17 protein-coding genes are annotated in these 22,735 nt (G+C 69.5%); 4 read left to right on the forward strand and 13 right to left on the reverse strand.

Annotated elements, in window-relative coordinates; genetic code table 11:
- Positions 1–8: 8 nt before the first annotated feature.
- The 4 genes from frc (at position 9) to ABD378_RS35435 (ending at position 6,281) form a co-directional block, all read left to right on the forward strand.
- Positions 9–1,241: a formyl-CoA transferase gene (gene frc / locus ABD378_RS35420; protein ID WP_344527937.1), complete on the forward strand. Its 1,233-nt coding sequence runs from the start codon at positions 9–11 to the stop codon at positions 1,239–1,241.
- A 3-nt stretch (positions 1,242–1,244) separates the two neighbouring features.
- The gene (locus tag ABD378_RS35425) at positions 1,245–3,389 is read left to right on the forward strand and encodes an acetate--CoA ligase family protein (protein ID WP_344527939.1); all 2,145 of its coding nucleotides are present in this window, start codon (positions 1,245–1,247) and stop codon (positions 3,387–3,389) included.
- A 125-nt stretch (positions 3,390–3,514) separates the two neighbouring features.
- Positions 3,515–4,903 carry an OFA family MFS transporter gene (locus ABD378_RS35430; RefSeq protein ID WP_344527941.1) on the forward strand — a complete coding sequence of 463 codons (1,389 nt, stop codon included), beginning with the start codon at positions 3,515–3,517 and terminating at the stop codon, positions 4,901–4,903.
- A gap of 1 nt (position 4,904) precedes the next feature.
- On the forward strand, positions 4,905–6,281 hold the full coding sequence (locus ABD378_RS35435; protein ID WP_344527943.1) for an OFA family MFS transporter: 1,377 nt from the start codon (positions 4,905–4,907) through the stop codon (positions 6,279–6,281).
- Positions 6,282–6,364: 83 nt separating this feature from the next.
- Here ABD378_RS35435 and ABD378_RS35440 read toward each other — a convergent pair whose 3' ends face one another.
- The 13 genes from ABD378_RS35440 to ABD378_RS35500 form a co-directional block, all read right to left on the reverse strand.
- The gene (locus tag ABD378_RS35440) at positions 6,365–7,516 is read right to left on the reverse strand and encodes a sugar phosphate isomerase/epimerase family protein (protein WP_344527945.1); all 1,152 of its coding nucleotides are present in this window, start codon (positions 7,514–7,516) and stop codon (positions 6,365–6,367) included.
- Between the two features lie 118 nt (positions 7,517–7,634).
- Complete coding sequence (locus tag ABD378_RS35445; protein ID WP_344527947.1) at positions 7,635–9,017, reverse strand: alkaline phosphatase family protein; 1,383 nt, start codon at positions 9,015–9,017, stop codon at positions 7,635–7,637.
- Positions 9,014–10,183, reverse strand: a complete 1,170-nt coding sequence (gene eboE / locus ABD378_RS35450; RefSeq protein ID WP_344527949.1) for a metabolite traffic protein EboE — start codon at positions 10,181–10,183, stop codon at positions 9,014–9,016. The genes ABD378_RS35445 and eboE overlap by 4 nt, the downstream gene beginning before the upstream one ends.
- Before the next feature lie 3 nt (positions 10,184–10,186).
- Positions 10,187–11,035: a TatD family hydrolase gene (locus ABD378_RS35455; protein WP_344527951.1), complete on the reverse strand. Its 849-nt coding sequence runs from the start codon at positions 11,033–11,035 to the stop codon at positions 10,187–10,189.
- A complete protein-coding gene (locus ABD378_RS35460; protein ID WP_344527953.1) occupies positions 11,035–11,718 on the reverse strand; it encodes an EboA domain-containing protein in 684 nt (227 codons plus the stop codon). The genes ABD378_RS35455 and ABD378_RS35460 overlap by 1 nt, the downstream gene beginning before the upstream one ends.
- A complete protein-coding gene (locus tag ABD378_RS35465) occupies positions 11,715–12,638 on the reverse strand; it encodes a sugar phosphate isomerase/epimerase family protein (protein ID WP_344528011.1) in 924 nt (307 codons plus the stop codon). The genes ABD378_RS35460 and ABD378_RS35465 overlap by 4 nt, the downstream gene beginning before the upstream one ends.
- Positions 12,639–12,742: 104 nt before the next feature.
- Positions 12,743–13,927 carry an SCO3242 family prenyltransferase gene (locus tag ABD378_RS35470; RefSeq protein ID WP_425583930.1) on the reverse strand — a complete coding sequence of 395 codons (1,185 nt, stop codon included), beginning with the start codon at positions 13,925–13,927 and terminating at the stop codon, positions 12,743–12,745.
- Positions 13,924–15,093: an inositol-3-phosphate synthase gene (locus ABD378_RS35475; RefSeq protein ID WP_425583932.1), complete on the reverse strand. Its 1,170-nt coding sequence runs from the start codon at positions 15,091–15,093 to the stop codon at positions 13,924–13,926. The genes ABD378_RS35470 and ABD378_RS35475 overlap by 4 nt, the downstream gene beginning before the upstream one ends.
- A 137-nt stretch (positions 15,094–15,230) precedes the next feature.
- The gene (locus ABD378_RS35480; RefSeq protein ID WP_344527957.1) at positions 15,231–16,631 is read right to left on the reverse strand and encodes a ThuA domain-containing protein; all 1,401 of its coding nucleotides are present in this window, start codon (positions 16,629–16,631) and stop codon (positions 15,231–15,233) included.
- 13 nt (positions 16,632–16,644) lie between these two features.
- A complete protein-coding gene (locus ABD378_RS35485; protein WP_344527959.1) occupies positions 16,645–19,140 on the reverse strand; it encodes a PQQ-dependent sugar dehydrogenase in 2,496 nt (831 codons plus the stop codon).
- A 213-nt stretch (positions 19,141–19,353) separates the two neighbouring features.
- Complete coding sequence (locus tag ABD378_RS35490; protein WP_344527960.1) at positions 19,354–20,355, reverse strand: sugar phosphate isomerase/epimerase family protein; 1,002 nt, start codon at positions 20,353–20,355, stop codon at positions 19,354–19,356.
- Positions 20,356–20,395: 40 nt separating this feature from the next.
- Positions 20,396–21,613, reverse strand: coding sequence for a Gfo/Idh/MocA family protein (locus ABD378_RS35495; RefSeq protein ID WP_344527962.1), 1,218 nt, complete (start codon positions 21,611–21,613; stop codon positions 20,396–20,398).
- A 48-nt stretch (positions 21,614–21,661) separates the two neighbouring features.
- A complete protein-coding gene (locus ABD378_RS35500; RefSeq protein WP_344527964.1) occupies positions 21,662–22,711 on the reverse strand; it encodes a substrate-binding domain-containing protein in 1,050 nt (349 codons plus the stop codon).
- Positions 22,712–22,735 lie beyond the last annotated feature (24 nt).

A 22,735-nucleotide genomic window follows, 5' to 3' on the forward strand; every position in this document is an offset into this window, starting at 1 on the left:
CCCGCGCGATGACGACCAAGGCTCTTGAGGGCGTACGCGTCCTCGACATGACACACGTCCAGTCCGGGCCCTCCGCCACCCAGCTGCTCGCGTGGCTCGGTGCGGATGTGGTGAAGCTGGAGGCGCCATCCGGAGACATCACGCGCAAGCAGCTGCGTGACCTCCCCGACGTCGACTCGCTCTACTTCACGATGCTCAACTGCAACAAGCGGAGCATCACTCTCAACACCAAGACCGAGCGCGGCAAGGAGCTGCTCACCGAGCTGATCCGACGCTCCGACGTGATGGTCGAGAACTTCGGCCCGGGCGCCGTTGACCGGATGGGGTTCACCTGGGAGCGCATCCAGGAGATCAACCCACGGATCGTCTACGCCTCGATCAAGGGCTTCGGAGACGGCCCCTACACCAACTTCAAGGCCTACGAAGTGGTGGCGCAGGCCATGGGCGGCTCCATGTCGACCACGGGCTTCGAGGACGGTCCTCCGCTCGCCACGGGCGCCCAGATCGGTGACTCCGGAACCGGCATCCACGCCGTCGCAGGGATTCTCGCCGCCCTCTTCCAGAGGGAGAACACCGGTCGCGGGCAGCGCGTGAACGTGGCCATGCAGCACGCGGTGCTCAACCTGTGCCGGGTCAAGCTGCGCGACCAGCAGCGCCTGGCGCACGGGCCGCTCGCCGAGTACCCGAACGAGGACTTCGGCGACGAGGTGCCACGCTCGGGCAACGCGAGCGGCGGCGGGCAGCCGGGCTGGGCGGTCAAGTGCGCGCCCGGCGGACCGAACGACTACGTGTACGTCATCGTGCAGCCCGTCGGCTGGCAGCCGCTCACCGAACTCATCGGGCGTCCCGAGCTCGCGGAGGACCCCGAGTGGGCCTCTCCGGAGTCACGGCTTCCCAAGCTCGGCAAGATGTTCCAGCTGATCGAGGAGTGGTCATCGACGCTCCCCAAGTGGGACGTCCTTGAGCGGCTCAACGCCCACAACATCCCGTGCGGCCCGATCCTCTCCACCAAGGAGATCATCGAGGACGCCTCGCTGGCCGCCAACGAGATGGTCGTCGAGGTCGCGCACCCGCAGCGCGGCTCCTTCACCACGGTCGGCTCCCCGCTGAAACTGTCGGACTCCCCCGTGAACGTGGTCAGTTCGCCGCTTCTGGGCGAGCACAACGCGGAGGTCTTCGTCGGTGAACTGGGCCTCGGCGACGAGGAACTGCGCCTGCTCAAGTCGAACGGAGTGATCTGAGTGATGGCCGAAGACCGCGCACTGACGGTGCGGACGCTCCTCGACAGCGTGCGCGCCGAGGGACGGACCTCGCTGACGGCGCCCGAGGGCAAGATCCTCGCGGACGCGTACGGGATCGCGGTGCCCGGCGAGGAGCTGGCGACGGACGTGGACGAGGCGGTGGCGCACGCGGCCCGCTTCGAAGGGCCCGTCGTCATGAAGATCGTCTCCCCCGACATCCTGCACAAGACCGACGCGGGCGGCGTCATCGTCGGCGTGGAGGGCGCCACCGACGTACGGGCCGCCTTCTGCGAGATCGTCGGGAACGCGCGCGCGTACGCGCCAAAAGCACGCATCGAGGGCGTCCAGGTGCAGGAGCTGCTGCCCTCCGGCCAGGAAGTGATCGTCGGGGCGGTGACCGATCCGACGTTCGGGAAGGTCGTCGCCTTCGGTCTCGGCGGCGTACTCGTCGAGGTCCTCAAGGACGTCACGTTCCGTCTCGCGCCGGTCGACGCGGACGAGGCCGCCTCGATGCTCGACTCGATCCGCGCCGCCGAAATCCTGCGGGGCGTGCGGGGCGCGCCTGCGGTGGACCGGTGGGCCGTCGCCGAGCAGATACGCCGGGTGTCCCAACTGGTCACCGACTTCCCGGAGATCGCCGAGGTGGACCTCAACCCGGTGATCGCCACTCCGGAGGGGGCGATCGCCGCGGACATCCGCGTCATCCTCGCCGAAGGGACTCCGAAGCAGCGCCCTACGTACACGCGCGAGGAGATCCTCACGACGATGCGGCGGCTGATGGAGCCCCGCTCGGTCGCCGTGATCGGCGCCTCCAACGAGCCGGGCAAGATCGGCAATTCGGTGATGCGCAATCTCATCGACGGCGGCTTCTCCGGGGAGATCCATCCGGTGAACCCCAAGGCCGATGACATCTTGGGCCGCAAGGCGTACAAGAGTGTCACGGACGTTCCCGGTGAGGTGGATGTGGCGGTCTTCGCGATCCCCGCCAAGTTCGTGGCGTCGGCCTTGGAGGAGGTGGGTCGCAAGGGCATCCCCAATGCGGTCCTGATCCCCTCCGGGTTCGCAGAGACCGGTGAACACGCCCTCCAGGACGAGATCGTGGAGATCGGTGAGCGCCTTGGGGTGCGGCTGCTCGGCCCGAACATCTACGGCTACTACTCGACGTGGCAGGACCTGTGTGCCACGTTCTGCACGCCGTACGACGTCAAGGGCGGGGTCGCCCTGACGAGTCAGTCCGGCGGCATCGGGATGGCCATCCTCGGCTTCGCGCGCACTACGAAGACGGGCGTCTCGGCGATCGTCGGGCTCGGCAACAAGTCCGACCTGGACGAGGACGACCTCCTCACGTGGTTCGGCGAGGACCCCAACACCAAGTGCATCGCCATGCACCTGGAGGACCTCAAGGACGGCCGTGCCTTCGTGGAGGCCGCGCGGGCGACCGTCCCGAAGAAGCCGGTCGTGGTCCTGAAGGCCGGACGTACGGCCGCCGGGGCGAAGGCCGCCGGATCGCACACGGGCGCCCTGGCGGGCGATGACGCCGTGTACGACGACATCCTCAGGCAGGCGGGCGTCATCAGGGCCCCCGGGCTCAACGAGATGCTGGAGTACGCGCGCGCGTTGCCGGTGCTTCCCACCCCGCAGGGCGACAACATCGTGATCATCACGGGTGCGGGCGGCTCCGGCGTCCTGCTCTCCGACGCGGTGACCGACAACGGGCTGCGCCTCATGGAGATCCCCGACGACCTGGACGCGTCCTTCAAGGCGTTCATCCCGCCCTTCGGGGCGGCGGGAAACCCCGTCGACATCACCGGGGGCGAGCCCCCGTCGACGTACGAGGCGACGATCAGGCTCGGCCTGGAGGACCCCCGCATTCACGCCCTCGTCCTGGGCTACTGGCACACCATCGTCACCCCGCCCATGGTCTTCGCCGAGCTGACGGCCCGCGTGGTCGCGGAGTTCCGTGAGCGCGGCATCGAGAAGCCCGTCGTGGCATCCCTGGCGGGCGACGTCGAGGTGGAGGAGGCCTGCCAATACCTCTTCGAGCGGGGCGTCGTGGCGTACCCGTACACGACGGAGAAGCCGGTGGCCGCGCTCGGCGCGAAGTACCGATGGGCCCGAGCGGCCGGCCTGTTGGGGGGCGGTCGATGAGGTGACCGGTGTTGGGGCCGGCCGCCGGTGCGCGTCGGCCGGCCCCGGGACCCGTGCGCACACGAAAGGAATTGGACAGGGGGCGCTGGCCAGGATCTTTTCGACGCGAGGGGTGCTGAATCAACATGACGACAACCGACATACCCACAGCCGTCCCGTACAGGGAGGTGACGGACGCCAACGGCCGGATGTACCGAGTCGGCGAGACCGATATCGACATCATGGGCCGCAAGCGCAAGTGGATGGTCATCCTGCCGTGGATCGGCATGATGGGCATCAGCTCGGCCGAGTACGCGTTCGCGTCGGCCGAGGACACCCTGCACACCGCGCATGCCTGGGGCGACACCCACATCTTCTGGATGCTGGGGGTCTGGGTCTTCTTCCAGGCCGCGGTGGCCTTCCCGGCGGGCAAGCTGCGCGAGAGCGGCAAGCTTCCGGCGCGCTGGGCGATGATGTGCGGCGCTGTCGGAACGCTGCTGGGTTATCTGTCACTGGCGTTCGCGCCACATGTCATCGTCGCCTACATCGGCTTCGGCATGTTCAGCGGTATGGGCGCCGGCATGGTGTACGCGACCTGCGTGAACATGGTCGGCAAGTGGTATCCCGAACGGAAGGGAGGAAAGACCGGATTCGTCAACGGCGGATTCGCCTACGGCTCGGTGCCGTTCGTGTTCATCTTCACCAGCTACATGGACCTGACGAACTTCCGCTGGGTGCTTGTGAGCGTCGGCCTCTTCCTGGCGGCGACGGTCGCCGTGGCCGGTTACTTCTTCCGGGACCCGCCGAAGAACTGGTGGCCGGCCGACGTGGACCCGCTGCGGCCGCCGGACGACCCACGGGCCAGGCGCGCCATGGCGATGAATCCGCCCGCCGTGCGGCAGTACACGCCCAAGGAGGCGTGGCAGACCGGACGGGTCGCGCTGATGTGGTTCTGCCTGCTGTGCACATCCGGCGTGAACATCTTCGGCATCGCCTTCCAGGTGGACATCGGAAAGGAAGCCGGATTCGCCGGCGGAATCGTCGCCACGGCCATGTCCTTGAAGGCCATCGTCAACGGCACGGGCCGAGGCGTCATCGGCTGGCTCTCGGACCTCTACGGACGCAAGCGCTGCCTGATATTCGTCTGCATCGTCCTGGGGCTTTCCCAGTACGGAATCCTGTGGTCGGCGGACATCAAGAACCTCCCGCTGTTCCTCGTCTTCTCCAGCATCTCAGGCTTCGGAGGCGGCGCCATCTTCCCGATGTTCGCCGCGATGACGGCGGACTACTTCGGCGAGAACAACAACGCCTCCAACTACGGCCTGGTCTACAGCTCCAAGCTGGTCTCCGGGCTTCTCGGCTCCGGAATGGGCGCCGTCGTGGTGAGCAACTGGGGCCACACCGGGGCCTTCACGCTGGCCGGCTCCATTTCCCTGTTCGCCGGATTCATCGCGCTCTTCCTCTCTCAGCCCGGAAGGCCCAAGGACAAAGGCATCAAACCCAACCCGCAACCCCTCGGTGAGGAGATGGCCTGATATGACGGCGGAGCCCATCGCCACAGGCAACAAGACGCCGGAGAGCGGCACCCCGTATCGCGAGATCACCGACGAGCACGGCCGCGTCTATCGCGTGGGCGAGACGGACCGGGACATCCTCGGCCACTCCCGCAAGATCATGGTGTACCTGCCGTGGATCGCGATGATGGCCATCAGTGTCTTCGAGTACGCGTTCGGCTCGGCGGAGGACACCCTGTCCCACGCCCACGGCTGGACGCAGTCCAACACCTTCTGGATTCTGAGTGTCTGGGTCTTCTTCCAGGCAGGCGTGGCGTTCCCCGCCGGATGGATGCGCGAGAAGGGCATCCTGACGGCACGAAACGCCATGTACACCGGGTCGTTCATGTGCCTGGTCGGATTCCTCGCCCTGTCGCACCTGCACAATGTATGGCTCGCGATCATTGGGTTCGGTGTCATCGGCGGCGTGGGTTCCGGCCTCGTCTATGCGACCTGCATCAACATGGTCGCCAAGTGGTTCCCCGAGCGCCGCGGCGCGAAGACGGGGTTCGTCAACGGCGGATTCGCCTACGGCTCGCTGCCGTTCATCTTCATCTTCAACTACGCCTTCGACACGGGCAATTACCACCGCGTCCTCGACCTGATCGGCGCCTACATCCTGGTCGTCGTGCTGGCCTGTGCCTTCTTCTTCAAGGACCCACCGAAGAACTGGTGGCCCTCCGACGTCGACCCGTTGGAGAAGTCGGGCGCTTCGAAGGACGCGGTGAGCCTCGCCAAAAACCCGCCCGCGGTACGTCAGTTCACACCGAAGGCAGCCATCAGGACGGGAATGCTGCCCCTGATGTGGTTCACCCTCGTCATGACCGCGGGTGTGTCCATCTTCGGGATCTCCTTCCAGGTGGACTTCGCCAAGGAGGTGGGCTTCGGACCGCTGGTCGCCGCGACGTCTATGGGGCTCATGGCCGTCATCAACGGCATCGGACGCGGAGTGGTCGGCTGGCTCTCCGACATCTGGGGCCGCAAGGCGACCCTTGTGTTCGTGATCCTGGTCCTCGGACTCTCACAGTTCGGTGTGATCTGGGCGGGCGACATCCACAGCGAGTGGCTCTTTCTGATCTTCGCGTTCCTCTCGGGATTCGGTGGCGGTGCGTTCTACCCGATGTTCGCGGCGCTGACCCCGGACTACTTCGGGGAGAACTACAACGCCACCAACTACGGGCTCGTCTACAGCGGCAAGCTGATCAGCGGCCTGTTCGGCGGCGGGCTCGGCTCGATGGTGGTCGCCGCGTGGGGCTACAACGGCGCGTACGCCCTCGCGGGCGGCATCTCCATGCTGGCAGCGGCCGTCGCGCTGTTGCTCCGCCAGCCGGGGCGGGAGAGTGCGCCGGCACCCGCCTGATTCCCGTGACGTCACACAGCTCTCGCCGCGCGGCTTCCGCGCGGCGAGAGCTGTGTGTGCGGGCGCTTCAGTGCTCCAGTGCCTCAGTGCCTCTTGCGGAGAGCCGCCAGGTTGTCGTACCCGATCTTCGCGAGCTTCAGGGACTGGCCGGGATCGGTGCCGCTGGGCGCGTTGTCCTGCTCGACCATCGGGTTGTGGTAGTTCTTCTCGCCGACCCGGCTGAAGAAGGTGCGGTAGTCGATGACACCCTCGCCGAAGGCCACCATGTCGTAGCCCTGGCCGCTGGTGTCGTTGCGGGTGCCGTCCTTGGCGTGGAACAGCGGGTAGCGCTTGTTGTTGCGGCTGACAAGCCCTGCCGGATCGAAGACCTTCTTGCGCTGGGAGCCGTCGTGCGCGGTGTACGTGTGGAACTTGTACTGCGCGACGTGCGCCCAGTAGATGTCCATCTCCAGCCAGACCGTCCTCGGGTCAGTGGCCTTGAGGAAATACTCGAGCCTGCGGATGCCGGAGCTGCGGGTCGGACGGCCCTGCGCGTCGAGCGGGCCGCCGTCGAGCAGGAAGCCGTACGCCGCGTCGTGATTGTGGGTGTAGAGCTTGATGCCGGCCTTGCGCGCGATGGCGCCCAGGGCGTTCCACTTGTCGGCGGCGACATCCCAATCGGCCTTGTACGAGCTGTTGGTGGGGTCGCCGCCGGTTCCCATGTGGTCAAGGCCGAGGATGTTGGCGATCTCCAGGTGCTTCTTGAACGTGTCGAGGTCGGGCTGCGTGAGCGGCCAAGACCCCGGTATGAAGCCGTGGTTGCCCTGGGCGCGCAGGCCGTACTCGTCGAGCCAGGAGCGCAGCAGCTTGGCGCCCTCGACGGACTCGAGACTGGCGCCGCCGGGGGCGTTGGCGTGCTGGCCGTAACCCGCGAACTCGACCTGCTTGTACCCGTAGCGGGCCAGCTCCTTGAACACCTCGCGGAAACCGGAGGGCAGGTCGGAGGCGAGCGGGTCGCGGCCGGTCGCGTCCCGCACCGTGTAGAGGATGATTCCGCGCTTGTTCGCGGGCACCAGTTCGCGGCCGTGGCCGTGGCCCCCTGTCTGCGACTGGGCGAAGGACGGTGCCGCGCCGAACACGGGCGCGGCGATGGCGCCCGCGCCGACTGCGGTGCACGTGCTGAGGAAGCGGCGGCGGTTGATGCCGAGACGCTGTCTGAGGGCCTCGTCGGCGGGAGTGTCGTGGAAGTCGGTCACGGGTGCCTCTCTTGGGCTCTTCGACGTGCGGGCGGACGCCACTGGCGCGTTGTCAGTGACGCGTGTTTCACTCTTAGTAACTGCTCCTGGTCGGGCGGGTGCTGGGGCGAGGTGTGTCTCAGCCCAGGCCGGCCAGGTCCAGGAGGAGGGATTTCACTTCGGTGGCCGCGACGCGGCCGCTGACAGCGCGGGGGGTGGAGCACAGAATGAGCGGTCCGGAATCGGGGTCCTCGCTCGTGGGGAGGCGGCCATGGCTGCCGCGAATAGGTGACGGGTCCAGGGGCACGACCGCCATGCGATAGCGCATGCCGAGTTTCTTGCGGGCCAGGGCGCCCGCGGCCTTGACGCGGACGTAGGGGTCCTCGGGGTCCATGAAGAGCTCGACGGGGTCGTAGCCGGGTTTGCGGTGGATCTCGACGAGCTGCGCGAAGTCGGGCGCGCGGTCGTCGTCGAGCCAGTAGTAGTACGTGAACCAGGCGTCCGGCTCCGCGACGGCGACGAGTTCGCCGGAGCGCGGGTGGTCCAGGTGATTGGCCTTCTTGCCCTCGTCGTCGAGGAGTTGCTCGATGCCGGGCAAGTCTGCCAGTGCCTGTCGGGTGACTTCGAGGTCCTCGGGCCTGCGCACGTAGATGTGGGCGATCTGGTGATCCGCGACGGCGAAGGCGCGCGACGTCATGGGATCCAGGTACTCCATGCCGTCCTGCGTGTGCACTTCGAGCAGTCCTGCGCGGCGCAGGGCGCGGTTGATGTCTACGGGGCGGTCCACGCGGGTGATGCCGTACTCGGAGAGCGCGACGACGGTGCGGCCCTCCGCCTTGGCGTCGTCGAGGAGGGGAGCGATGACCTGGTCGAGTTCGGCGGCGGCCTGGTGGGAGCGCGGGTCGTCGGGGCCGAAGCGCTGCAGGTCGTAGTCGAGGTGAGGGAGGTAGCACAGGGCCAGGTCGGGGTGGCGGGTGGCGATGATGTGGCGTGTGGCGTTCGCTATCCAGCGGCTGGAGACGATGTCTGCGCCGGGGCCCCAGAAGTGGAAGAGGGGGAACGTGCCGAATTTCTCGGTGAGTTCGTCGTGCAGGGCCGGGGGCCGGGTGTAGCAGTCGGGTTCTTTGCGGCCGTCGGCGTAGTAGACGGGACGGGGGGTGATGGTGATGTCGGTGTCGGCGCCCATGGCGTACCACCAGCAGATGTTGGCGACGGTGTAGCCGGGGTGCGCGCGGCGGGCGGCGTCCCACAGCTTGTCGCCCGCGACGAGGCCGTTGTGCTGGCGCCACAGGAGTACGTCGCCGAGTTCACGGAAGTACCAGCCGTTGCCGACGATGCCGTGCTCGGCGGGGGTGGTGCCGGTGAGGAAGGTGGACTGGGCGGCGCAGGTGACGGCGGGCAGGACCGTGCCGAGGGGGGCCTGGGAGCCGGACTGGCCCAGGGACTTGAGGTGCGGCATGTGGTCGAGGAGACGGGGGGTGAGGCCGACGACGTCCAGGACGAGGAGGGGTGTGGGGCTCATGGGAGTTCCTTCAGGCCGAGGTCCGTCAGGAGGTCGCGGGCAAGGGTGAGTTCGGCGGCGATGCCGTCGGCGAGCTGGGGGCGGGAGCGGGGGCGCAGTTCGGGGGGCAGTGCCTGCCAGGTGTAGGTCTCGACCTCCAGGTGACGGGTGCGCGGGGCGGACCCGCCGACCAGGTGGGCGAGGGTGTCCTTGAGTACGGGGAGCGTGGAGGTGAGGGGCGGCGCGGGAGGCGCGTGCAGGGGGACGTGGAAGTGGGCGCGCCAGGGTGCCGTCTGGGGCAGGGCGTCGCCGGCGAGGGATTCGCCGAGGTCGTCGGTACCGCGCAAGCCGGTGGCGGTGCGGGTGCGGGTCTGGTGCAGGAAGCGGGGTTCGTCGAAGGCGGCGAGGGCCTCGCGGACTTGGGGGAGATGGGGGTGTTCGGCGTGCAGGGCGGCGGAGAGCTGGGACTTGACGACGGGGATGCCCGCGGCGGCGAGCGCCTCCAGCGCGGTCCGCGGGTCCTCGAAGGAGGTGGCGAGGTGGCATGTGTCGACGCAGACACCGATGCGGTCGTGGCCGATCGCGGTGAGCGGGGCGATGGCGTCGCCCGTGGTCTCCACGGTGCAGCCCGGTTCCGGTTCGAGGCCGACGCGGATCGACTTGCCGGTCAACTCGGCGAGTGCGTCCAGGCGTTGGGCGAGCGCGGTGAGAGCGGCGCGAGCGGCCTCTGCGTGGGTGGTGTCGAAGGGGGTGCGCCAGGCGAGAGGAAGGGTGGAGATGGTGCCTTCGGCGGCGTCGTCCGGGAGGAGCGCGGCGAGCAGACGGGCCAGGTCGGTCGTGTGGGAGAGACGCTCGGGGTCGGTCCAGTCCGGTTTGTAGACGCGGTACTTGACCTCTTCCGCGCCGAATCCCTCATACGGGAAGCCGTTGAGGGTGACGACTTCCAGGCCGCGCCGGTCGAGTTCGTTGCGCAGGCCGCGCAACGCGGCCGGGTCGGTGATCAGGGCGCGCGCGGCGTCCTTGGCGAGCCACAGGCCGATGCCAAGGCGGTCCCTGCCGAGCCGCTTGCGGACGGGTTCGCAGTGGTCGCGGAGTTGCGCGAGGACGCCGTCGAGGGTCTCCGCGGGGTGGACGTTGGTGCAGTACGCGAGGTGGACGACGCTGCCGTCGGGGTGCCGGAAGCGCATGGCTCACGCCCCGCCGCGGAGGATGGAGTTGCCCTCGTGGGTGGCTTCGGGGGCAGGGACGTCGAGATTGAGGCGGCCGCTGAGCCCGTAGAAGGCGACCGGGTTGCGCCACAGCACCAGGTCGACGTCGTCCTCGCTGAAACCGGAGTCGAGCATGGCGTCGGCGACCTTGCGGGTCTTGAGCGGGTCGCTCTTGCCCCAGTCGGCCGCCGAGTTGACCAGGACCCGCTCGGGCCCGTGGTCGCGCAGGATGGCGACCATCCGGTCCTCGTCCATCTTGGTGTCGGGATAGACGGAGAAGCCGAGCCAGCAGCCGCTGTCCTTGGCCTCCTTGACCGTGGTCTCGTTGAGATGGTCGATGAGGACCCGCTCCAGGGGCAGCGCGGATTCCCGAACGACATCGAGGGTGCGGCGCAGGCCGACGAGTTTGTCGCGGTGCGGGGTGTGGACGAGCGCGGGCAGCTCGTGGTCGGCGGCGAGCTGGAGCTGGGCGGTGAGCGCTGCGTCCTCGGCGGGGGTCATGGAGTCGTAGCCGATCTCACCGACGGCCACGACGTTGTCCTTGACGAGATACCGGGGCAGCTCGTCAAGGACCGGGGTGCAGCGGGGGTCGTTCGCCTCTTTGGGGTTGAGGGCGATGGTGCAGTGGTGGGCGATCCCGTACTGGGCCGCGCGGAAGGGCTCCCAGCCCAGGAGGGAGTCGAAGTAGTCGAAGAAGGAGGCGGGTGAGGTGCGGGGCTGGCCCAGCCAGAACGCGGGCTCGACGACGGCACGGACGCCTGCGGCATACATGGCCTGGTAGTCGTCGGTGGTGCGGGACGTCATGTGGATGTGGGGGTCGAAGATGCGCATCAGGACTCCTGCTCCTCGCCGGTGGAAGGGGTCGCGGGGGCCGAGGGCGCCGCTGCGGCCGAGGGGGCCGTAGGGGCGGTCAGGGCCAGGACGCGGTGCAGATCGCTGGGGACGGTGCGACCGGCGGCGGTGCGTTCGCCGGCGTAGTCGCCGAGCATGCGGGCGAGTTCGGCGTCGGCGTGGGCGCGGCGGTCGAGTTCGGCGACGGCGTCCACGGGGACGCCGGTGAACAGGCACTTGAGAACCGCGTGGCGCCAGTCGTGCGGGGCGAGATGCCGGGCGGCGTACGGACCGACGGCGGCGGCGACGAGCCGGGTGTCGTTGGTGCGCAGGGCGTCCTCGACCAGAGGCAGCGTCTCCGGGCCCTTGACCAGGTGGGGCAGGGCGTGCAGGACGGCGCGGCGCTCGGCCGCGGTGCCTTGTTCGTAGACGCGGGTGAGGGTGGCCGGGTCCGCGTCGGCCGCGTGCAGGAGCAGCACGCGGGCGGCGTCGGCGTGGTCCTGCCCGCAGCGTCGCCCGGCTTCGGCGAAGCGCAACTCCCAGACAGGGGCCGTGTTCTGCTTCGGTCGCCCGCGCTCGGCGGTGGCCTCCGCGGTGGCCTGGTCCAGCCAGGCGCGGGCGGCCCCGTCGAGGGCGGCTTCGAGGCGGTTTCGGAGGTCTTCGATGACGGGGGCATCGGTCACGGGGTTCCTCCTCTGACTGGGGTGGGGGCGGCCGGAGCGGTGCGGGACGATGCGATTCGGGGCGGTGCGTGGGCTGCCTCGGTCGCCGCCTTGCGCAAGAACTCGATCGACCGGGAGGCGAGTTGGGGGCCCGCGTGGGAATGGCGGGGCAGTTCGACGACGGTGAGGCCCTGGTAGCCGGTGGAGGCCAGGGCTTCGAGGACGGGCGGGAAGTCGATCTCGCCGTCCCCGAACGGGAGGTGTTCGTGGACGCCGCGGCGCATGTCCTCGATCTGGACGTGCCGTAGCCAGGGGGCGGCGGCGCGTACGCAGTCGGCGGGCGACTGCGGTTCGAGGCACTGGCAGTGGCCGATGTCGAGGGTGAGACCCAGGAGCTGGGGGTCGCCAAGGTCGTGACGGAGCCGGTGGAAGTCGGCGAGCGTGGAGAGGAGGTGGCCGGGTTCGGGTTCGATGGCCAGTGGCACGGCGGCGCCGGACGCGGCGTCCAGTACGGGGCCGAGGGCTTCGGCGAGTCGCTGCCAGGCGGTGTCCTCCGGAGTGCCTTCGGGGGTGACGCCGCTGAAGCAGTGCACGGCGTGGGCGCCCAGGTCGGCGGCCACCTGAACGGCACGGATCAGCAGGCGGACACGGGCGGCGCGCGCGTCCGGGTCGGGGTCCAGGAGTGAGGGGCCGTGCTTGCGGCGCGGGTCGAGCACGTAGCGGGCGCCGGTCTCGATCGTCGCCGTCAGACCGAGCCGCTCCAGGCCGCGGGCCACGCGGCGGGTACGGGCGGCGAGGTCGGGGGCGAGGGGGTCGAGGTGCATGTGGTCGAGGGTGAGTCCGACGCCCGCGTAGCCGAGGTCGGCGAGGAGGCCGAGGGCGTCGTCGAGGCGGAGGTCGGTCAGGCCGTTGGTGCCGTATCCGAAGCGGAGGGGAGCCAAGAGGGTCAAGGGGGCCAAGGGTGATGAAGCCTCCGTCCCGGTGGGGGGCACGCTCCGTGCTGTTGTCTGCGCCCGCGAGGGGTTCCTCCGGTCTGGCGTCTCCGTCATGTGACGCTCACCTTCCGGCCGAACTTGCGGGCCGCCGGGGCCAGCGCGGCGGTCAGCAGTGCGGAGCCCAGGGCGCCTGTGCGGGCGGAGAGCGCGGCCTGGAGCGGGATCATGGCTCGGATGCCGCCGCCCACGGCCCGCTGGGTGAGCTGGGGCGACGGGTTGAGCGCGGCGTGGAAGAGGGGTCGGGCCGCGGTGGCCGCGTAGGTGGCGGCGAGCGCGGCCTGGACGGCACCGCGAGCCCCCGTCCGCCAGGCACTGCCTGGGTACGCCGAGGCGGATCCCGGCACGCCGCCGATACGCCAGGCTCGGCCCACCGTGCCAAGGCCACCTCGGGGGCCAGTACCGGTACGAGCGCCACCGCTCCGGGCAAGCAGTTGCGTGAGCGCTGCCGTGGCCGCGAGCGCGCACAGTGGTGCCGCCGTGGAGCCGCCCTGTGCCTCGCGGCGCGAGACCGCGGTCACCGCGAGGGTGTGGGCGCCGAGAACCAGGGCCGTGGGCACCGCCGCTCGGACACCGGAGCCGGAGCCCAACCCCGAGCCCAACCCCGAGCCCGAGCCCAACCCCGAGCTCGCGACCGTGCCATATCCGCCCGCCGCAGTGGACGCCGAGGTAGCCGCCGAGGTAGCCGCCGCCCCCAGGAGCAAGTCGAGGGCGCGGGCCGTGGCCATGGCAGCTGGGCCCGCCGGGGTGTGCTTCAGACCCAGGTCGTACGCCCAGATCGTGGCCGCCAAGCCGCCCGCCACCGTCAGGGCGGGGCGCCCCGCGCCGACGGCCAGGGCCAGTGGCCCTGCCGTCAGGGCCGCCGCGGCGCCCAGTGCGGCCGAAGGGGCGATGCGGCCGGACGGCAACGGGCGGTGAGGGCGTTCGATCGCGTCCTCCGCCCGGTCCGCCCAGTCGTTGAGGGCCATGCCCGCTTCGTAGAGGGAGAGAGAGGCGGCGATGGCGAGGAGAGTGCGGCGGTTGGGGCGCAGCCCGGTCGCCGCCGCGCCGGCGAGGGCGTCACCGGGGACGGTGAACAGGGCGGATACACGCAGCAGTTCGGCCCAGTCACGGCCGGCGCCCAGACGCACACCACCGCGAGGTTCCGCACGGCCCACGCCCGTACCCGAGCCACGCCCTGCGTCCCGATCAGCCCCCACACTCGCACCCGCACCCGCACCCACAGCCCCGCCCGTCACGCACCCACCCCCCGCAGCCGCGAGGCGAACCCCACCAGCGCCTCGTACTGCTCGGCGAGGGCCGACGAGGAGCCGTCGTCCGGGTCCTTGAAGTAGAAGCCCAACTCCCCCAAGGGCCCTGACAGGCCCCGCTCGTGGGCGCGGGCCAGCAAGCGGGCCAGGTCCAGGATCAAGGGTGCCGCCAGTGCCGAGTCGCAGCCCTGCCAGGTCGTCTGCAGGACCATCCGCGCGCCGAGGAAACCGTCGAAAGCGATGTGGTCCCAGGCGGTCTTCCAGTCGCCGAGCGACGGGACGTCGTCGATGTGGACCTCGCCCTCCGGGGCGGAGCCCAGGGTGTCGGCCAACACCCGTTCCTTGCCCGCGTTCTTCGCTGCCGCCGCGGCCGGGTCCGCGAGGGCCGCGCCGTCGCCGCCGCCCAGGAGGTTCGTGCCGGACCAGGCGCGGACGGCCAGCGCACGCTGGGCGAACATCGGGCCCAGGACCGAGCGCAGGAGTGTCTGGCCCGTCTTGCCGTCCCGGCCCGCGTAGGGGAGTCCGGACGAGGCGGCCACCGGGGCGAGTGCCGGGTGGTGCAGGCCGGCCGACGGGGTGAAGTTCACGTACGGGCAGCCCGCCCGCAGCGCCGCCGCCGCGTAGAGAGAGCTGGCGGGCAGCCTGTCCTCACCCTCCACCGGCACCGGTTCCGTCGAAGCCACGTTCACCACCACCGCACGGGCGAGGCCCCGGCGACGTACGAAATCGCGGAGGTCGGCGGCGAAGGACGCGATCAGTTCCTCGTCCGTCCTGCCGTCGGACTCCCCGCGGCGCGGTCCGCCCGTGCGGATCTCCGCGTCCGCCGCCGCCAGTTCCGCGCCCACCGCCGAGGGAACGCCGTGCGGGAGCACGCCCCCGGCGGCCAGCTGCTCCGCCCGCTTGGGCAGCGGGCACTCCATCACGTCGTGGCCGCCGAAGACCAGCGACGACAACGTTGGCAGACCGCAGTCCGTGAACGGCGGTGTCTCCGTGACCATGCCGGTCGGCGGGTGCAGCCCTGCCGTCACGGCCGCGCATCCCGCGACAGCCGTCGTGGCGACCGAGCCGCGCGCCCCGATCAGCCACACCCCGGTCGGTCCGCCACCCGAAGAACCAGAAGAACCAGAAGTAGAAGAGGTAGAAGAGTTGGACACGGCTGCCTCCTGTCGTACACGCGGCGAACGCGCGGGGATACAAGACGGGGAGATGAGACGGGGAGATGGAACGGGACAAGACGGCGGACGGGGATAAGACGGCGGGCGGAGGTCCGGCGTCCTCCGCCCGCCGTCGTCTAGCGGCCCACGCCGGACGCGGTGCGGGCCGGCAGGTCCTTCACCCGGATGTCGCGGAAGGAGACCTGGTCATCGGCTCCATGGTTCTGGATGCCGATGTGACCGTCCTTCAGGCTCCTCGCCGGATCCGTGTTGGTGAAGTCGTTGATCTTCACTCCGTTGAGATAGATCCGAAGGCGTTCGCCCTCGACCCGGAGTTCGTACGTGTTCCACTCCCCCGGCGGGTTCAGCGCCTTGTCGCGCTTCTTCAGGTCGGCGGACTTGAAGCCGTAGACGGAGCCCGTGGTCTTCTCCGGGACGTCGGTGGCGTCGATCTGGATCTCATAGCCGTTGTTCACGGCCGACCAGGGGTCGTCGGAGGCCGGGAAGCCCACGAAGATCCCGGAGTTGTCGTCGCCGTTCATGCGCCAGTCCAGCTTGAGGGAGTAGGAGCCGAGCTCCTTCGCCCCGTCGTACCAGAGCATGCCCATGCCGCCGACGGTCGTCAGGGTGCCTTCGCCCTCGTTCAGGGCGAAGGAGCCTGGGCCCGCCTGTTTCCAGGCCTCAAGGGACTTGGCCGTGCCGTCGAAGACCGGCGTGTAGCCCTTCTCCGGGCGGCAGTCGGCCTGCGCCGCGCCCGTCGCCCAGCGGATCCCGCCGAGCAGATGCGTGCGGTAGGCGGGATCGGCGAACGACTCCTTGGTGTGGCCGCTGCCCGTGTAGAAGGAGCGGCCGCCCTGGTAATCCTGGCACCAGGCGATGGGATGGTCGCCGGACATCGAGCCGCCCGTGTAGGACGACTCGTCGAGCGACGCCAGGACGTGGGCGCGGTCCCGGGGGTTGGAGCGGTAGTTGTACCACTCGTCGGTCCGGTCCCAGATCCCCGGCAGATGCGCCGTGGACGGGTGCCCGTGGTCCTCGACCTGGACCTTCGCGGGCTGGATCGCGGGATGCGACTGGAAGTACGCGCCCGCGAGTCCGCCGTAGAAGGGCCAGTCGTACTCGGTGTCGGCGGCGGCGTGCACGCCCACGTACCCGCCGCCCTTCTTGATGTAGCCCTCGAAGGCGGCCTGCTGTGTGGCATTGAGGACGTCGCCGGTCGTGGAGAGCCAGAGCACGGCGTCGTACCGCGCGAGGTTCTTGGCCGTGAAGGCCCCGGCGTCCTCGGTCGCGTCGACGGCGAAGCCGTTCGCCGCGCCGAGCTCCTTGATGGCCGCGATGCCGTCGGGAATCGAGTCGTGGCGGAAGCCCGCGGTCTTGGAGAAGACCAGGACCTTCTCGCCCGCCGCCGAAGCGGAAGACTCCGAACCCGAAGACTCCGAACCCGAAGGCTCCGGCTTGGAAGCCGCGGGGCCCGATACGCAGCCGATGAGCAGGGTGGCCGCGGCTGTCGCGGTGGCGATCCGTGCGGATGCGCGCATGGTGACCCCTTCCTCAGCTGGTGGTGAAGGTGAAGTCGTCGACGTCGTACAGGGCTCCGGTGCCCGTGCCCTTGAAGACCAGGAAGAGCGTCGTCGTCTTCGTGGGTGCCTTGCTGATGGTGGTGCTCACGTCCGCGTACGTCTCCCAGCCGCCGGTCGGTGTCACCTTCGCCTTGCCGAGGAGCCTGCCGGTGGCCGACCCGCTGCGGACCTCGAGCGTGCCGCCCGCGCCGGCCGACGCGACGCGCGCGGTCAGCTTGGTGGCGTTGCCGAGGATGTAGGGCTTGAAGGAGATCCAGTCGCCGTTGTTGATGTCGCCGACCGTCTTGCCGCCGTGCGCCGGGGTGTGGTTGGCCACGGAGACGCCCTTGGAGTCGTTGTAGTGCTCGCCCTGGCGGTGCTTGGGCTGGACGACGTTCTGGTCGTGGGTGGTCAGCGCGGGCTGGCCGTTCGCGCCCTTGTCGGTGTACTCGGCGTCGAAGACCCCGAAGATGTTGGCGTTCGGGTCGTGCTCGCCGTCCGCCGACGTCTGGATGGTGCCTTCGCAACCGTTGGCCGATGTGACCGGGTGGCCGTGGCTGTCATGGCCGAGGATGTGGGTGACCTTGACCTTCGTGCAGTCGATCGGGCCGTCTTCCCTGTCGGTCACCTTCACCTTGAAGGGCACCTTGTCGCCGAAGGTGAACATCTGTCCGTCACCGGGGAGTTCCAGGGTCACCTTGGGCGCGGTGTTGCCGACGGTGATGTGCGCGCTGGCCGAACCGGTGCGCCCGGTGGAGTCCTTGACGGTCACGGTCGCGGTGTAGACGCCGTTCTTCTTGTACGTGTACGAGGGGTTCTGCTGGGTCGACTTGCCGCCGTCACCGAAGTCCCACGCGTAGGTCAGCGTTCCGCCGTCGGCGTCCGTGGCCTTCGCGGTGAAGCTGGTCTTGAGCGGGGCCTGGCCGCTGGTCACGGAGGCGCTCGCCTCGACGACCGGCGAGTGACCGTCCGTGGCGTTCTCGATGCGGAAGAGACCGGAGTTCTCGTCGCCGCCGAACCAGGCCGTGCCGTAGTCCAGGACGTAGAGCGCGCCGTCGGGGCCGAACTCCATGTCCATGATCTGTGTGCCCGTCCACGGGAACGGGTTGATCTTCGAGACCGTGCCGTCCGCGCCCTGCTCGATGCGCTTGATCCAGCGCCGTCCGAACTCTCCGGCGAAGAAGTCGCCGTCGTACGCCTCCGGGAACTTCACCGGGGAGGTGTTCGCCGCGTCATAGCGGTAGACGGGGCCGCCCATCGGGGACTCGGAGCCGGAGCCGAACTCGGGGACGGAACCGCCGTCGTACGGAATCCAGGCTTCCTGCGCGGCGGGAAGGTCGGTCAGGCCGGTGTTGTGCACGGAATCGTTCTTCGGCGCTGCGCAGTCGAAGGCCGCGCCGGAGGCCTGCGTGGCGAAGTCGTAGTCGATGTACGCGTCGTTCTTGCCGGTGCAGTACGGCCAGCCGAAGTTGCCCGGCTTGGTCACACGGGCGAACTCGACCTGGCCCGCGGGGCCGCGCTTGGGGTCGGCCGCTCCCGCGTCGGGGCCATAGTCACCGACGTAGACCGTGCCGGTGGGCTTGTCGACGCTCATGCGGAAGGGGTTGCGGAAGCCCATCGCGTAGATCTCGGGGCGGGTCTTCTCGGTGCCCGGCGCGAAGAGGTTGCCGTCCGGGACGGTGTACGAACCGTCGTCGCCGACCTTGATGCGCAGGATCTTGCCGCGCAGGTCGTTGCTGTTGCCGGCGCTGCGGCGGGCGTCGAAGGCGGGGTTGCGGTCCGCGCGCTCGTCGATGGGCGTGAAGCCGTCCGAGGCGAAGGGGTTGGAGTCGTCGCCCGTCGAGAGGTAGAGGTTGCCGTCCTTGTCGAAGTCGATGTCACCGCCGACGTGGCAGCAGATGCCGCGGCTCGCGGGGACGTCGAGGACCTTCTTCTCGCTCGCGTTGTCGAGGGTGCCGTCGGCCTTCAGGACGAAGCGGGAGAGGCGGTTGACGCCGTCGAACTTCTTGAAGTCCTCGGCCGTGCCGGTCTCCGGGGCGTCGCCCGCCGGGGTGTCGAGCGGGGGCGCGTAGTAGAGGTAGATCGCGCGGTTCTCGCTGAACTTCGGGTCGAGGCCCACACCTTGGAGGCCCTCTTCGTCGTGCGAGTAGACCGGTATCTTGCCCGCGATCTTGGTGTTGCCCGCGGCGTCCGTGAGGCGGAGCGTGCCGTCGCGGGATGTGTGCAGGACCGAGCGGTCGGGCAGGACGGTGAGCGTCATCGGCTCGCCGGTCTCGGTCTCGCCCTTGGCGAGGGTGACTTGCTGGAAGTCCTCGGCCGCGGCGGCCTTGCCACTGGCCGCCTTGTCGGCCTGTGCCTGGGCGGCGCGGACGGCCTCCGGGTCGGCGGCGTTCGCGGTGGGTGCGGTGAGGCTGAGAGTGGCGCCGGCCAGCAGGGTGCCGGTGAAGAGCGCGAGGGTCTTGCGGAGTCTCAGGCGTTTCCTGTGCACGGGGTTCCTCCGGAAGGGGGACGGTCGTACGCGGGTGTGGTGCGTGGGCGCTGGGCGCCGGGGTGCGCCGTCACCCCGGAAGGTTCATGTCCTGTACACATCAGGGACGGTAGCCACGTTTGTCCGTGGCGGAAAGCCCTTGCACTGCATCAGAGTTCAGCTTTTTCCTTGGGCAGGACAAAGTGACTCCGGGCGGGTATCGCCGGTGGCGACTCAGTTCCCGCCGAACGCCGCGTCGAACGACGCCGTCGGCGGCTCGAAGTCGTACGCCTTCAGGCGCTTCAACGCCTCCGGCGCCCCCTGGAGGCGGTCCATCCCGGCGTCCTCCCACTCCACCGAGATCGGGCCCTCGTACGCGATCGAGCCCAGCATCCGGAACACGTCCTCCCAGGGGACGTCCCCGTGGCCCGCCGACACGAAGTCCCAGCCGCGGCGCGGGTCGCCCCACGGGAGGTGCGAGCCCAGGCGTCCGTTGCGGCCGTCCAGGCGGCGCCTCGCCTCCTTGCAGTCGACGTGGTAGATCCGGTCCCGGAAGTCGTAGAGGAAGCCGACCGGATCCAGGTCCTGCCAGACGAAGTGCGAGGGGTCGAAGTTCAGGCCGAAGGCCGTGCGGTGGTCGACCGCCTCCAGGGCGCGCTGTGTTGTCCAGTAGTCGTACGCGATCTCCGAGGGATGCACCTCATGCGCGAAGCGCACGCCCTGTACGTCGAAGACGTCGAGGATCGGGTTCCAGCGCTCGGCGAAATCCTCGTAACCGCGCTCGATCATCGACTCCGGCGCCGGCGGGAACATCGCCACCAGATGCCAGATCGACGAGCCCGTGAAGCCGACGACCGTGTCGACGCCGAAGGCCGCCGCCGCGCGTGCCGTGTCCTCGATCTCGCGGGCGGCCCGCTGCCGGACGCCCTCCGCCTCGCCGTCGCCCCAGATGCGGGCGGGCAGGATCGCCTGATGCCGCTCGTCGATGATCGCGTCACAGACGGCCTGCCCGACCAGGTGGTTGGAGATGGCCCAGCACTTGAGGCCGTATTTGTCGAGGAGCTGACGGCGCGAGTCCAGGTAGGAACGGTCGTTCAGCGCCTTGTCGACCTCGAAGTGGTCGCCCCAGCAGGCGAGTTCGAGGCCGTCGTAGCCGAAGTCGCGGGCGAGGCGGCAGACCTCCTCCAGCGGCAGGTCGGCCCACTGGCCGGTGAAGAGCGTGAAGTCGCGGGGCATGACCGAGCCTCCTCAGACAGGCGTTCGTTCAGGAAAGTGATCAGACAGAGACGGGGGTGGACGCGATCGGGGTGTAGACCGAGTTCTTCGCCGCGCTCTCCTCCACCGCGGCGAGCACCCGCTGCACCGAAAGCCCCGCGGCGAAGGACGGCTCGGGCTGCTCGCCGGTGGCGATGGCGTGCAGCAGGTCGCGGGCCTGGTGCACGAACGTGTGCTCGTAGCCGAGTCCGTGGCCCGGCGGCCACCAGGCCTCCAGGTACGGATGGCCGGGCTCGGTCACCAGGATGCGGCGGAAGCCCGATGACGTGGCGGGCTCCGTGTGGTCGTGGAAGGAGAGCTCGTTCAGGCGCTCCAGATCGAAGGCCAACGACCCCTCGGAGCCGTTGAGTTCGACCTTCAGGGCGTTCTTGCGGCCCGCCGCGAAGCGGGTCGCCTCGAAGGAGGCGAGGGCGCCCGACGGGAAGCGGCCGGTGAAGACCGCCGCGTCGTCCACCGTGACCTGACCGGTCGCGGCGCCGCCCTCCGCCGTGAGCCCGCTCGACGCCCCGTCGGGCAGCGGCCGCTCCCGTACGAACGTCTCGGTCAGCGCCGAGACCCCTGCCACCGGCTCCCCCACCAGATACTGCGCGAGGTCCACGATGTGCGCCCCCAGGTCGCCGAGCGCGCCCGAACCCGCGCGGTCCTTGCGCAGCCGCCACGTCAGCGGGAAGGCGGGGTCGACCAGCCAGTCCTGGAGGTAGGTGAGCCGGACGTGCCGCAGCGTGCCGAGCCGTCCCTCGTCGACCATCTGCCGGGCGAGCGCGAGCGCGGGAACGCGGCGGTAGTTGAAGCCGACCATCGCCACCTGCCCCCGTGCGCGGGCCCGTTCGGCGGCATCGGCCATCGCCTCGGCCTCCTCGACGGTGTTGGCGAGCGGCTTCTCGCACAGCACGTGCTTGCCCGCGTCGAGCGCGGCGATCGCGATCTCCGCGTGGCTGTCGCCTGGGGTGCAGATGTCGATGATGTCGACGTCGTCACGGGCCACGAGTGCGCGCCAGTCGGTCTCCGCGGCCGCCCACCCGAGCCGGTCCGCCGCGGCGCGCACGGCGGAGCCGTCGCGTCCGCAGACCGCCGAGAGGACCGGCCGCAGCGGCAGATCGAAGACGCGTCCGACGGTGCGCCAGCCCTGGGAGTGGGCGGCGCCCATGAAGGCGTATCCGACCATGCCCACCCCCAACGGCCGCTTACCTGTCCCAGCCTCGTGTTCCGTCTCACGCATGCGGTACTCCTCCTCGTCGACGCTCGGTGGGGGGTGCGGACGCGCGCATCACTTGAAGCCGGTGGACATGTACTTGCTGATGTTTTCCTTGTCGACCACGGCCGAGTACAGGGTGATGAAGGCCGGGATCTCGAACTCGGCCATACCGCTGACGCCCTTGCTCTGGCCGAGCGCGCGGGCCAGGTCGATCGCCGACGCCGCCATCGACGGCGGGTAGAGCACGGTGGCCTTGAGCACGCTGTCGTCGGACTCGATGGCCTGGAAGGCGGAGAGCGCGCCCGCGCCGCCGACCATCAGGAAGTCGTCGCGGCCCGCCTGCTTGATGGCGCGCAGGGCGCCCACGCCCTGGTCGTCGTCGTGGTTCCACAGGGCGTCGAAGTTCTTCTGCGCCTGCAGGAGCTGGGACATCTTCTGCTGCCCCGACTCGACGGTGAACTCGGCGGCCTGCCGTGCCACCTTCTCGATGTTCGAGTAGTTCTTCAGGGCGTCGTCGAAGCCCTTCGTGCGCTGCTTCGTGAGCTCCAGGTTGTCGAGGCCCGCCAGCTCGATGACCTTGGCGCCCTTCTTGTCCTTGAGCTTCTCGCCAATGTAGTGACCGGCGCTGAGGCCCATGCCGTAGTTGTCGCCGCCGATCCAGCAGCGGTAGGCCTGCGGCGAGGCGAAGACCCGGTCGAGGTTGACGACGGGGATGCCCGCCCGCATGGCCTTCAGGCCGACCTGGGTGAGCGCCTTGCCGTCGGCCGGCAGGATCACCAGGACGTCGACCTTCTTGTTGATCAGCGTCTCGACCTGGCCGATCTGGGCGGCGGTGTCGTTCGAGCCCTCGGTCGCCTCCAGCGTGACGTCCGAGTACTTCTTCGCCCGCTCCGTGGCGTTGTCGTTGATCGCGTTGAGCCAGCCGTGGTCGGCCTGCGGACCCGCGAAGCCGATGGTGACCTTCTTGCCGGGCTTGTCGTCGGCGACCTGCTGGCTCTTGTCGTCCGAGCCCTCGTCCTTCGACTCATTGCTGGTGCACCCGGTGATGAGAGCACCTGTCGACAGGGCGGCGGCTCCGAAGAGCAGTCCTCTGCGGCTCGCGAATGGGGATGTCTCTGGCATGGCGGTGAACCCTTCGGGTCTGCG

It is taken from the genome of Streptomyces rectiviolaceus (genome assembly GCF_039533825.1).
Taxonomy (GTDB): domain Bacteria; phylum Actinomycetota; class Actinomycetes; order Streptomycetales; family Streptomycetaceae; genus Streptomyces; species Streptomyces rectiviolaceus.

Bases quoted from the DNA above. Each gene is read 5' to 3' on its own strand.
- ABD378_RS35495 (WP_344527962.1), bottom strand. From the start codon at position 21,613: ATGCGTGAGACGGAACACGAGGCTGGGACAGGTAAGCGGCCGTTGGGG.
- ABD378_RS35430 (WP_344527941.1), top strand. From the start codon at position 3,515: ATGACGACAACCGACATACCCACAGCCGTCCCGTACAGGGAGGTGACG.
- ABD378_RS35480 (WP_344527957.1), bottom strand. From the start codon at position 16,631: ATGCGCGCATCCGCACGGATCGCCACCGCGACAGCCGCGGCCACCCTG.
- ABD378_RS35435 (WP_344527943.1), top strand. From the start codon at position 4,905: ATGACGGCGGAGCCCATCGCCACAGGCAACAAGACGCCGGAGAGCGGC.
- ABD378_RS35425 (WP_344527939.1), top strand. From the start codon at position 1,245: ATGGCCGAAGACCGCGCACTGACGGTGCGGACGCTCCTCGACAGCGTG.
- eboE (WP_344527949.1), bottom strand. From the start codon at position 10,183: ATGCGCTTCCGGCACCCCGACGGCAGCGTCGTCCACCTCGCGTACTGC.
- ABD378_RS35490 (WP_344527960.1), bottom strand. From the start codon at position 20,355: ATGCCCCGCGACTTCACGCTCTTCACCGGCCAGTGGGCCGACCTGCCG.
- frc (WP_344527937.1), top strand. From the start codon at position 9: ATGACGACCAAGGCTCTTGAGGGCGTACGCGTCCTCGACATGACACAC.
- ABD378_RS35445 (WP_344527947.1), bottom strand. From the start codon at position 9,017: ATGAGCCCCACACCCCTCCTCGTCCTGGACGTCGTCGGCCTCACCCCC.
- ABD378_RS35500 (WP_344527964.1), bottom strand. From the start codon at position 22,711: ATGCCAGAGACATCCCCATTCGCGAGCCGCAGAGGACTGCTCTTCGGA.
- ABD378_RS35455 (WP_344527951.1), bottom strand. From the start codon at position 11,035: ATGCGCATCTTCGACCCCCACATCCACATGACGTCCCGCACCACCGAC.